The organism is Streptomyces sp. cmx-4-9 (assembly GCF_046548835.1).
Classification (GTDB): domain Bacteria; phylum Actinomycetota; class Actinomycetes; order Streptomycetales; family Streptomycetaceae; genus Streptomyces.
The window spans coordinates 192,898-204,224 of sequence record NZ_JAEBEE010000005.1 but is presented as its reverse complement, the minus strand read 5'-3'; the positions used below and the strand labels follow the sequence as shown (position 1 = coordinate 204,224).

The 11,327-nt window shown below is 73.1% G+C and carries 11 protein-coding genes; 4 read left to right on the top strand and 7 right to left on the bottom strand.

Going from position 1 to position 11,327, the window contains the following annotated elements; genetic code table 11:
- Window positions 1-47 precede the first annotated feature (47 nt).
- A complete protein-coding gene (locus ACLJTM_RS17295; RefSeq protein ID WP_411104494.1) occupies window positions 48-788 on the top strand; it encodes a MerR family transcriptional regulator in 741 nt (246 codons plus the stop codon).
- A 10-nt stretch (window positions 789-798) separates the two neighbouring features.
- Window positions 799-1,488 (top strand): maltokinase N-terminal cap-like domain-containing protein, encoded by a 690-nt coding sequence (locus ACLJTM_RS17290; protein WP_411104493.1) that lies wholly within the window; start codon window positions 799-801, stop codon window positions 1,486-1,488.
- A gap of 79 nt (window positions 1,489-1,567) precedes the next feature.
- Here ACLJTM_RS17290 and ACLJTM_RS17285 read toward each other — a convergent pair whose 3' ends face one another.
- From ACLJTM_RS17285 to ACLJTM_RS17260, 6 genes are all read right to left on the bottom strand, one after another.
- The gene (locus tag ACLJTM_RS17285) at window positions 1,568-3,739 is read right to left on the bottom strand and encodes a 3-hydroxyacyl-CoA dehydrogenase NAD-binding domain-containing protein (protein WP_411104492.1); all 2,172 of its coding nucleotides are present in this window, start codon (window positions 3,737-3,739) and stop codon (window positions 1,568-1,570) included.
- Between the two features lie 50 nt (window positions 3,740-3,789).
- Window positions 3,790-5,004 (bottom strand): acetyl-CoA C-acetyltransferase, encoded by a 1,215-nt coding sequence (locus ACLJTM_RS17280; protein WP_411104491.1) that lies wholly within the window; start codon window positions 5,002-5,004, stop codon window positions 3,790-3,792.
- A 58-nt stretch (window positions 5,005-5,062) separates the two neighbouring features.
- Window positions 5,063-6,205, bottom strand: coding sequence for an acyl-CoA dehydrogenase family protein (locus ACLJTM_RS17275; RefSeq protein ID WP_411104490.1), 1,143 nt, complete (start codon window positions 6,203-6,205; stop codon window positions 5,063-5,065).
- A gap of 13 nt (window positions 6,206-6,218) precedes the next feature.
- Window positions 6,219-7,244 (bottom strand): LLM class F420-dependent oxidoreductase, encoded by a 1,026-nt coding sequence (locus ACLJTM_RS17270; protein WP_411104489.1) that lies wholly within the window; start codon window positions 7,242-7,244, stop codon window positions 6,219-6,221.
- Complete coding sequence (locus tag ACLJTM_RS17265; protein WP_411104488.1) at window positions 7,244-8,374, bottom strand: CaiB/BaiF CoA transferase family protein; 1,131 nt, start codon at window positions 8,372-8,374, stop codon at window positions 7,244-7,246. The genes ACLJTM_RS17270 and ACLJTM_RS17265 overlap by 1 nt, the downstream gene beginning before the upstream one ends.
- 93 nt (window positions 8,375-8,467) lie before the next feature.
- Window positions 8,468-8,869: an MmcQ/YjbR family DNA-binding protein gene (locus tag ACLJTM_RS17260; protein ID WP_411104487.1), complete on the bottom strand. Its 402-nt coding sequence runs from the start codon at window positions 8,867-8,869 to the stop codon at window positions 8,468-8,470.
- Between the two features lie 93 nt (window positions 8,870-8,962).
- On the opposite strand from ACLJTM_RS17260, the gene ACLJTM_RS17255 reads away from it, so the two are divergent.
- Window positions 8,963-10,162, top strand: coding sequence for a saccharopine dehydrogenase family protein (locus ACLJTM_RS17255; protein ID WP_411104486.1), 1,200 nt, complete (start codon window positions 8,963-8,965; stop codon window positions 10,160-10,162).
- A gap of 8 nt (window positions 10,163-10,170) precedes the next feature.
- Here the strand turns inward: ACLJTM_RS17255 and ACLJTM_RS17250 are convergent, their stop codons facing one another.
- Entirely contained in the window at window positions 10,171-10,848 is a 678-nt protein-coding gene (locus ACLJTM_RS17250) for an endonuclease V (RefSeq protein WP_411104485.1), read from the bottom strand.
- Window positions 10,849-10,873: 25 nt separating this feature from the next.
- Between ACLJTM_RS17250 and ACLJTM_RS17245 the strand changes: the two genes are divergently transcribed.
- A complete protein-coding gene (locus ACLJTM_RS17245; RefSeq protein WP_411104484.1) occupies window positions 10,874-11,173 on the top strand; it encodes a YciI family protein in 300 nt (99 codons plus the stop codon).
- Window positions 11,174-11,327 lie beyond the last annotated feature (154 nt).

The window sequence follows — 11,327 nt, the reverse complement described above, 5'->3', positions numbered from 1 at the left end:
CAATACTGTTGAACCCAAGCTGTGGAGCAGAGAGCGAGGCGCAGACGATGGCCGACCAGGCACCCGAGCCGACGCTCACCGTGGACGAGCTGGCGGCCCGGGCGGGCGTCACCGTCCGCACCGTACGGTTCTACAGCACGCGCGGCCTTTTGCCCCCTCCCGTGATCGGTGCCCGCCGGGTGGGGCACTACGGGCCGGAGCACCTGTCCCGGCTGGCGCTGATCGAGGAGCTGCAGCACCAGGGCATGACCCTGTCGGCGATCGAGCGCTACCTGGACGCCCTGCCCGACGACCTGAGCGCGCACGACCTGGCGATCCACCGGGCGATGGTGGCCAGTTGGGCCCCCGACGCGGCGCAGGAGGTCGGGCGGGCGGAGCTGGAGAAGCGGGCGGGCCGCGGACTGTCGGACGCCGACATCCGGCGGCTGACCGCCATGAACGTGCTCGCCCCCGCGGGGGACGGGTTCCGTGTGGACGTGGGGCTGCTGCGGCTGGGCGTCGCGCTGCTCGACGTGCCCCTCGCGCACGAGACGATCCTGGCGGCGCGGACGGTGCTGGTGGAGCACACCCGGTCGGCGGCGCACGAGTTGACGGCCCTGTTCCGCGACGAGGTGTGGGGGCCGTTCACCGAGGGCGAGAGCGACCCGGAGCGGGTGGAGTCGATGAAGGCGCTGTCGGCCCACATGCAGCCCATGGTGGTGCAGGCCCTGGTGACGGCCTTCCAGCGGTCGCTGAAGGAAGAACTGCGGGCGGCGTTCGCCTCGGAGCCGGAGCACGACGCCGGGTAGGTTCACGATCATGGCAATCATTCACCGCACCACCATGTCCCCCGGAAAGCTCGAACTCCTCGCCGGATGGCTCCCGTCACGTCCCTGGTACCAGGGGTCCGCGGGCAGCGTCCCGCAGCTCGCCAAGGCGGGCGGTTTCCGGCTGGACGACCCGGAGGGCGAGGTGGGCATCGAGATCATGGTGGTCACCGATGCCTGCGGGGACGCCCCGGTCGCCTACCAGGTTCCGGTCACCTACCGCGGGGCCCCGCTGGAGGGCGCGCAGGAAGGCCTGATCGGCACGTCCGAGCACGGGGTGCTGGGCCGCCGCTGGATCTACGACGGCGCCCACGACCCGGTCCTGCCCGCGCAGTTGCTGGCCCTGATCACCGGCCGTGCGGCGGCCCAGGACCAGAACGCGAGCGAGGTCCCGGACCCGACGGTGGAGGTCCGCCGGGAGGACGCGGGCGTGCTGCCGGGCCTGACCGGCCCCGGCACGGTGACGGACACCGCCGCGGCCACCGTCGTGGCGCTGCGCCCGGCGGGTGCGGAGAGCCGGGCCCTGGACCTGGCGCTCACCCGCGCGCTGCGCCCCGGACCCGCCGCCGGGGACGGGATCCTGGGGCAGGTGCTCGCCCCGTGGTCCCTGCCGGACGGCGCGCTCCGGCACGGCGCGTTCGCCGTCCTGCGCGACCCCGCCCGCGCCGTGTCTGCGCCGTAGCCCGGCCGGGCCACGGGCAGGAGCGGTCCGGCTGCGCCCTGGGGGCGCACCCGGATCCGCTCCTGCGGCCGGGCGGGGCTCAGTCCGCGTAGGTCTCGCCGCGCTCGGCCTTCGCCACCAGGGAGGCCGGCGGGGTGAAGCGCTCGCCGTACTGCGCGGCGAGTTCACGGGCGCGGGCGACGAAGCCGGGAAGGCCGCCCGGGTAGCCGTTGACGTACTGGATGACGCCGCCGGTCCATGCGGGGAAGCCGATGCCCATGATCGAGCCGATGTTGGCGTCGGCGATCGAGGTGAGGACGCCCTCGTCCAGGCAGCGGACGGTGTCCAGGGCCTCGGAGAAGAGCATCCGCTCCTTCATGTCCTCGAAGGGGATCTCGTAGCCCGGCTTGGCGAAGTGCTCGCGCAGGCCCGGCCAGATGCCCGCGCGCTTGCCGGACTCGTCGTACGCGTAGAAGCCGGCGCCGCCGCTGCGGCCGGGACGGCCGAACTCGTCCACCATCCGGTCGATGACCGCGTCCGCGGGGTGCTCGGCCCAGGTCCGCCCCTCGGCCTCGAAGGCCTTCCGCGTCTCGTTGCGGATCTTGCGCGGCAGGGTCAGGGTCAGCTCGTCCATCAGCGAGAGCACCTTGGCGGGGTAGCCGGCCTGCGCCGCGGCCTGCTCGACCGAGGCGGGCTCGATGCCCTCGCCGACCATCGCCACGCCCTCGTTGATGAACTGGCCGATGACGCGCGAGGTGAAGAAGCCGCGGGAGTCGTTGACCACGATGGGCGTCTTGTTGATCTGGCGGACCAGGTCGAAGGCGCGGGCGATCGCCTCGTCGCTGCTCTGTGCGCCCTTGATGATCTCGACGAGCGGCATCTTGTCGACGGGCGAGAAGAAGTGCAGGCCGATGAAGTCGGCGGGCCGCTTCACACCTTCCGCGAGCCCGGTGATGGGCAGGGTGCTGGTGTTGGAGCAGAGCAGCGCGTCGGGGGCGATGACGTCCTGGATCTCCTGGAACACCCGGTGCTTGAGGCCGGTGTCCTCGAAGACGGCCTCGATGACGGCGTCGCAGCCCGCGAGGTCGCAGACGTCCGCGGTGGGCGTGATCCGGGCGAGCAGTTCCTCGCGCTGGGCCGCGGTGGTCCGGCCACGGGAGACGGCCTTGTCGAGGAGCTTTTCGGAGTATGCCTTGCCCTTGGCCGCGGCCTCGGCGCTGACGTCCTTGAGCACCACCTCGATGCCGGCGCGGGCGCAGGAGTAGGCGATGCCCGCGCCCATCATGCCCGCGCCAAGGACGGCGACCTTGCGGACCGGGCGCGGTTCCACGCCCTGCGGGCGGCTGCGGCCCGCGTTGACGGCCTGGAGGTCGAAGAAGAACGCCTGGATCATGTTCTTGGCGGTCTGCCCGGTGACCAGCTCGGTGAAGTAGCGGGCCTCGATGGTCAGCGCGGTCTCGAAGTCCACCTGGGCGCCCTCGACGGCGCAGGCCAGGATGTTGCGCGGCGCCGGGTACGGGGCCCCGTTCAGCTGCTTCTTCAGGTTCGCGGGGAAGGCCGGCAGGTTCGCGGCGAACCGCGGGCTGGCGGGCGTACCGCCCGGGATCTTGTAGCCGGGTACGTCCCAGGGCTGCTTGGACTCCGGGTTGGCGTCGATGAAGGCGCGGGCCCGGTCGAGCATCTCCTGCGGGGTGGCGGCCAGTTCGTGGACGAGGCCGTTCTCCAGGGCGCGCTTCGGGTTGTACTGGGTGCCCTGGAGCAGGACCTTGAGCAGCGCGTCGGCGATGCCCATCAGGCGCACGGTGCGGGTGACGCCGCCGCCGGCGGGCAGCAGGCCGAGGGTGACCTCGGGCAGGCCGATCTTCGAGCCGGGGGCGTCGAGGGCCACGCGGTGGTGGCAGGCGAGGGCGATCTCGTAACCGCCGCCGAGGGCGGCGCCGTTGATGGCGGCGACGACGGGCTTGCCGAGGGTTTCGATCCGGCGCAGGGAGCGCTTGATGGCGGTACCGGCGTCGAAGGCGAGCTGTGCGTCCTCGGGGCGCAGCCGGATCATGTCCTTGAGGTCGCCGCCGGCGAAGAAGGTCTTCTTGGCGGAGGTGAAGACGATGCCGCGGATGGAGTCCTTCTCGGCTTCGGCGCGGTCGGCGATCGCCTCGATGGAGTCCTTGAAGGCCTGGTTCATCGTGTTGGCGGACTGGTCGGGGTCGTCGAGGATCAGGGTGACGACGCCGCTCTCGTCCTGTTCCCAGCGGATCGTGGTGGACTCGCTCATGGTCACTGCTTTCGTTTCGGGAGGTCCGGGGGCGGGGGGTGCAGGACGATTCAGAGGCGTTCGACGATGGTGGCGACGCCCATGCCGCCGCCCACGCAGAGGGTGACGAGCCCGTAGCGCTTGTCCTGGCGCTCCAGCTCGTCGACGATCGTGCCGAGGATCATGGCACCGGTGGCGCCGAGCGGGTGGCCGAGGGCGATGGCGCCGCCGTTGACGTTGACCTTGTCGAGGGACAGGCCCATGTCCTTGACGAAGCGCAGGACGACGCCCGCGAAGGCCTCGTTGATCTCGACGAGGTCGATGTCGTCGATGGTCAGGCCGGCCTTGGCGAGGGCCTTGCGGGTGGCGGGGGCCGGGCCGGTGAGCATGATGGTGGGCTCGGAGCCGGACACGGCGGCCGAGACGATCCGGGCGCGCGGCTGCAGGCCGCCCCGCTCGCCGGCCTCGCGCGAGCCGATGGCGACGAGGGAGGCGCCGTCGACGATGCCCGAGGAGTTGCCCGCGTGGTGCACGTGGTCGATCTTCTCGACCCAGTGGTACTTCTGCAGGGCCACCGCGTCGAAGCCGCCGAGCTCGCCGATGTCCGCGAAGGACGGCTTCAGCTTGGCGAGGGTGTCGGCGGTGGTGCCGGGGCGGACGAACTCGTCGTGGTCGAGGACGGTCAGGCCGTTGCGGTCGGTGACCGGGACCACGGACTTGGCGAAGCGGCCGTCCTTGATGGCCGCGGCGGCCCGCTCCTGGGACAGGGCCGCGTACTCGTCCACGTCGCGCCGGGAGAAGCCCTCGATGGTGGCGATCAGGTCGGCGCCGATGCCCTGCGGGACGAAGCCGGTGTCCCAGTTGGTCATCGGGTCGGCGAACCAGGCGCCGCCGTCGGAGGCCATCGGGACCCGGGACATGGACTCCACGCCGCCGGCGAGCACCAGGTCCTCCCAGCCGGAGCGGACCTTGGCGGCGGCCAGGTTGACCGCTTCCAGGCCGGAGGCGCAGAAGCGGTTCTCCTGCACGCCCGCGACCGTGTCCGGCAGTCCGGCGGCGATGGCCGCGATCCGGGCGATGTCGGAGCCCTGGTCGCCGACGGGCCCGACGACGCCGAGCACGATGTCGTCGATGGCGGCGGGGTCGAGTCCGGGGTTGCGCTCGCGCAGGGCGTGGATGAGGCCGACGACCAGGTCGATCGGCTTCGTGCCGTGGAGGGCGCCGCTGGCCTTGCCGCGGCCGCGCGGCGTGCGGATCGCGTCGTATACGTACGCTTCGGTGCTCACTGGTCAAGCCTTTCGGAGGGATGCGAGGGGGGTGCGGCGGGAGCAGGGTCAGATGGGGTCAGCCGAGCAGCGAGCGGCCGATGATCTCCTTCATGATCTCGGTCGTGCCGCCGTAGATGGTCTGGATGCGGCCGTCGGTGAAGGCCCGCGCGACCGGGTACTCGGACATGTAGCCGTAGCCGCCGTGGAGTTGCAGGCAGCGGTCCGCAACGCGCTTTTGCAGCTCGGTGGCCCACCACTTGGCCATCGAGGCGTGTACGTGGTCCAGTTCTCCCTGGGAGTGGTCGACGATGCACCGGTCGAGGAAGGTGCGGGTGACCGCGCACTCGGTGGCCATCTCGGCTATCTCGAAGCGGACGTGCTGGAGTTTGGCGAGCGGCCGGCCGAAGGCCTCGCGCTCCTTGACGTACCGGGTGGTGATCTCCAGCAGGTGCTCGGCGGCGGCGATGCCGGCCATCGCGATGCCCATCCGCTCCTGCGCGAGGTTGGTCATCAGGTGGACGAAGGCGCCGTTGAGCTCGCCGAGCAGGTTCTCCTTCGGCACCCGTACGTCGTGGAAGAACAACTCGGCGGTGTCCTGGGCCTTCTGCCCGATCTTGTCGAGGTTGCGGCCCCGCTCGAAGCCCTCCGCGCCGCGCTCGACGACCAGCAGGGACAGCCCGTGCGCCCCGCCCTCCGGGGTGGTCTTCGCGACCACGACCACCAGGTCGGCGAGGATCCCGTTGGAGATGAAGGTCTTGGAGCCGTTCAGCAGCCAGTGGTCGCCGCGGTCCTCTGCCGTCGTGCGGATGCCCTGGAGGTCCGAGCCGGCGCCGGGCTCGGTCATCGCGATGGCGGTGATGGTCTCGCCGGAGCAGAATCCGGGCAGCCACCGGCGCTTTTGCTCCTCGGTGGCCAGTGAGGTGAGGTAGGGCCCGATGATGTCGTTGTGCAGGCCGATGGCGAGCCCGGGAGCGCCGGCCCGGGTGAACTCCTCGGCTATCACGGCGGCGTAGCGGAAGTCGGTGTTCCCGCCGCCGCCGTACTCCTCCGGGACGGCCAGGCCCAGGAGGCCCTGCCGGCCGGCGGCCCGCCACGCCTCGCGGCTGACGATGCCGTCCTTCTCCCACTGCTCGTAGTGCGGCAGCACCTCCTTGTGGAGGAAGGTGCGGACGGTCTCGCGGAACGCCTCGTGGTCGGCGTCGAAAATGCGGCGTTGCATCAGGGCCCCTTACCTACAGCCAGCTCTTGACGGTTTCGATCAGCCGGGCCGGCTCGGGGCCGACGGGGGTGACGTTGAGCATGGTGACGCCCGCCTCCCGGAAGGCCTCGACCCGCTCGCGCACGTAGCCCGCCGGGCCGCACAGGGTCATGAGTTCGCAGAACTCGTCCGGCACGGCGGCCGCCGCGTCGCGCTTGCGGCCGGAAAGGTAGAGCTCCTGGATCCGGCGGGCCTGGTCCCCGTACCCGTAGGCGACGGCGAGGTCGTTGTAGAAGTTCTTGCCGGGCGCGCCCATCCCGCCCACGTACAGGGCGATCTGCGGCCGTGCGAGGTCCCGTGCGGCGGCGGCGTCCTCGCCGATCGCCAGCAGGCCGCCCGCGACGGTCTGCAGCGGGCCCAGTTCCGGGGGCCGTCGGGCAGCCCCCTCGGCGAGGGCGCTCCCCCAGACCGCCCCGGCCTTCTCGGGGAGGAACAGGGTGGGCAGCCAGCCGTCGGCGATCTCGGCGGTCATCGCCACGTTGGCCGGGCCCAGGGAGGCCACGTAGACGGGGATGCGGTCCCGTACCGGCCGGGTCAGGATCTTCAGGGGCTTGCCGTGCCGGCCGCCCTTCGCGGCGGGCAGCGGCATGTCGGTGATGCCGTGGTGGTCGATCGTCTCGCGGCGCCAGATCCGGCGGCACAGCTCGACGGTCTCGCGGGTCCGGCCGAGCGGCTTGTCGTACGGCTTGCCGTGCCAGCCCTCCACCACCTGGGGGCCGGACGCGCCCAGACCGAGCAGGGCCCGGCCGCCGGACACGGCGTCCAGTCCGGCGGCCGTCTGGGCGATGAGGGCCGGGGTGCGCGAGTAGACGTTCACGATGGCCGAGCCGATCTTCATCCGCTCGGTGCGCGCCGCCAGGTACCCCATGATCGTCGGGGAGTCGAAGCCCCAGGCCTCGGCGACCCACACGGCGTCGAGGCCGGCCGTCTCCAGGGCGGCCGCCTCGTCGGCGGCCCGGCGCGGGTCCCCCGCGTAGTCGAGCAGCATGGACAGTTTCATCAGGCGCCCTCTCCGGCCAGGCCCGGCACGTCCCAGTCCCGGGCGACGGAGGCGGTGTCCGCCCCCGGCAGGGCGGGGGCCCTGGTGACGGCGCCGGGGGTCGCGGAGAACCGCGGCGCCGGCGCGGGCTGGGTGATCCCGCCGAATTCGGTGAAGGTGGAGCGGGCGGCGAGGTGCGGGTGGTGCGGGGCCTCGTGCAGCGAGAGCACCGGGGCCACACAGGCGTCGGTGCCCTCGAACACGGCCGTCCACTCGGCGCGGGTACGGGAGGCGAACCGCTCGGCCACGGCAGCCCGCAGCTCGCCCCATCGGGACAGGTCCTTGCGGGCGGGGGCCCGGTCCGCGATGCCGAGCAGCTCCACGAAGGTGTCGTAGAACTGCTGCTCCAGGGCGCCCACCGCCATGTACAGGCCGTCGGAGGTCTCGTAGGTCCCGTAGAAGGGGCAGCCGCCGTCGAGGAGGTTGGCTCCGCGCCGGTCCTGCCAGCCGCCCGCGGCGAGCATTCCGTGGATCATGGCGGTGAGGTGCGCGGTGCCGTCGACGATGGCCGCGTCCACGACCTGTCCGGCGCCCCCGGGGGTGCGGGCGTGCCGGAGGGCGGCGAGCACGCCGACGACGAGGTAGAGCGAGCCGCCCGCGTAGTCCCCGACGAGGTTGGCGGGGACGGCCGGGGGCGCGTCCGGGCTGCCGATCATGCCCAGCGCCCCGGTGACGGCGATGTACGCGATGTCGTGTCCGGCGCTCTGGGCGAGGGGGCCCTCCTGGCCCCAGCCGGTCATCCGGCCGTAGACCAGCTGCGGGTTGCGGGCGTGGCAGTCGGCCGGGCCGACGCCGAGCCGCTCGGCGACCCCGGGGCGGAAGCCCTCGATCAGGATGTCGGCCCGCTCGACCAGGTCAAGGACCCGGGCGGGGCCCTCGGCGGACTTGAGGTCGACGAGCACGGAGCGCTTGTTGCGGTTGGTGACGTCGAAGGCGGGATTCACGGCGAGCCCGCCGCCGCCGGGCCGGTCCACGCGGACCACGTCCGCCCCCAGGTCGGCGAGGAGCATGGCGGCGAACGGGCCCGGGCCGATGCCCGCCAGCTCGACGACGCGCACCCCGGCGAGCGGTCCGTTCCCTGTCACTGCCATCGGGCCCCCAGCGTTTTGGTCGCACGGTGTGACACAACTGATGTAACACCAGCGATGCTAGGAACGTGTCCCCCGCAGCACAAGAGCAAGCGCTTAGCCGTTTGCCGCGATCCGGGCGTCCAGCTCCCTGACGTGCCGTTTGAGCGCCACGGTCCGGTAGCTCTCCTCGACCCACTCGCACAACACCTGCCGGGACGGCGCCCCCAGCTCCCCCAGCGGCACCGAGACCCACCCCGACCTGCCCAGGCCGTACCCGGTGGGCTCCGCCCCCGGCGCGGCCATCGCGTGCCCGTGCAGGACCTCGTCCTTGAGCTTCACCGACAGCCCCGGCAGCTGCGGGCCGTCCGCGCTGCCCAGGAAGACGAAGATCTTCTTGTTGACCTTCACCACCAGGTCCTCCGGCCCCCAGGGCTGGTCCTCGACCGCCTCGGGAAGCCCGAGGGCGAACTCCCGCACCGCCTCCCACGTGCGCACCGCAGCCGCCGCAGCCTTCATGACGCCTCCTCGCAGCGCGGGTGACACCTGCCCGCGCGGACCGTTCCTCCTCACGCTAGCCTCAGCCACCGACACCAGCTGGGAGGAGCGGTCATGAACGCACAGGTTCGGCAGGACCATCCGGAACGGGCCCACGACCTCGTCCTGTTCGGCGCGACCGGGTTCGTGGGCGCGCTGACCGCCGAGTACCTCGCCGCGCATGCGCCGGACGGCTGCCGGTGGGCCCTGGCGGGCCGGGACCTGGCCCGGCTGGAGCGGCTGCGCGAGCGGCTGGCCGCCATCGACCCCGCCTGCGCAGACCTGCCGCTGCTGCGCGCGGACGCCGCGGACGAGGAGGCCGTACGCGAACTGGCCGCGTCCACCCGCGTCCTCGCCACCACGGTGGGACCGTACGTCTGGTACGGCTCCGCCCTGGTCGCCGCCTGCGCCGAGGCGGGCACCGACTACCTGGACCTCACCGGCGAGCCGGAGTTCGTGGACCGGATGTACGTGGCCCACGACGCGCAGGCCCGGGAGACCGGGTCGCGGATCGTGCACGCCTGCGGTTTCGACTCGATCCCGGCGGACCTCGGGGCGTACTTCACGGTCGGCCTGCTGCCGGAGGGGGTCCCGCTGACGGTCGACGGCTTCGTACGCTCCAACGCCCTGTTCTCCGGCGGCACCCTGGCTTCCGCGCTCACCGCGCTCAGCCGCGGGCCGCAGACCCTGGCGGCCGCCCGCGCCCGCCAGCTGCACGAGCCGCGGCTGCTGGGGCGGCGGGCCCGGGGGCCGGCCGGGGCGCCGCGGTTCAGCCGGGAGACCGGCACCTGGGCGCTGCCGCTGCCCACGCTGGACCCGGCGGTCGTGGCCCGCTCGGCCGCCGCCCTGGAGCACTACGGCCCGGACTTCCGCTACCGGCACTACGCCTCGGTCCGGCACCTGCCGGTCGCGCTGGGCGGCACGGCGGCCCTGGCCGCGACGGCCGCCCTGGCCCAGCTCCCGCCGGCACGGCGGCTGCTGATGAACCGCTGGGAGCCCGGTACGGGGCCGGACGCGGAGCGCAGGGCGCGCAGCTGGTTCACCGTGCGGTTCGTGGGCGAGGGCGGCGGGCGGCGGGTCCTCACCGAGGTCGCGGGCGGTGACCCGGGCTACGGGGAGACGGCGAAGATGCTGGCCGAGTCGGCGCTCTGCCTGGCCTACGACGCCCTGCCGGAGGCTGCCGGCCAGTTGACGACGGCGGTGGCGATGGGCGACGCCCTGCTGGCCCGGCTCCAGAAGGCCGGGATCAGCTTCCGGGTGGTGGACTCCCGCTGACCGAGGGCTCAGGAGGCCTCGCGCAGGGCGCGGCGGCACAGGGAGTCCGCGTGCCGGGTGGTCTCCGGGATGCGGAAGCGCGGGCTCAGGGCCAGGACCTGGGCGCAGGCGTTGTCCAGGGAGACCCGGTGGCCCACGGACACGTAGACCGGCTTGATCCCGTCCTGGGTCCGCAGGGCCCGCCCGACCTCGGCCCCGTCCGGGGCGAGCAGCGCCGCCCGGTCCCCGCGCCGGGCGCCCGGCTCCTCGTGGGTGAAGGTGAAGGGGTTCTTCGCGACGCCGATCGAGGGCAGGCCGGTGACCACCCCCAGATGGCAGGCGAGCCCGAAGCCGCGGGGGTGCGCGAGGCCGTAGCCGTCGCAGACGACGAGATCGGGCGCCGTGCTCAGGGAGTCGAGGGCGTCCAGTACGGTCGGCAGCTCCCGGAAGGCCAGCAGGCCGGGCACGTAGGGGAAGCTGACGTGCCCGACGGCGGTGGCCTCCGCCACGACCCGGAGTGTCGCCGCGTCCAGCACCACGGCCGCGGCGGCGACCAGGTCGCGGGCGTCGTCGTAGGCTACGTCCACGCCCGCGACGAGCCCCCGGCCGGGCGGCGGGCCCGTCTCGGTGAGCACCACCTGGTGGCGCAGTTCGTCCTGTACCGCCCGGGCCTCGGCCTCGTCGGCGGGGGTCTTCGTCCTCGTCACGAGGAGCGAGAGTAGCCTGACGATCATGTTCGTCATGGAGCTCACCTACACCGCGCCCCTCGAAGCCGTCGAAGAGCAGATGGACGCGCACATCGCCTGGTTGGACGTCCACTACGCGGCCGGCGTCTTCCTCGCCTCCGGCCGCAAGGTCCCGCGCGAAGGCGGCGTGATCCTGGCCGGCGGGGTCTCCCGGGAGGAGGTGGAGGCGATCGCGGCCGGGGACCCCTTCGCGGTCGCGGGCGTCTGCGCCTACCGGATCACCGAGTTCCTCGCCACGAAGACCTCGGCCGACCTCGCAACGGTCCGCGAGAACCCCGCCGCCTGACCCACCCCACCGAGGCCCCCGGACCCGGCGCACGCGCGCCGGGACGGGGGCGCGGGGGCTGGGGCGGGGGTGCCGGTGGGGCCTGGGGTGCGTGCGCGGGGGCGCCGGCGCGGGGGCGCCGAGGGCCTGGGGCGCGTGCGGCGGGTCCGGGGCG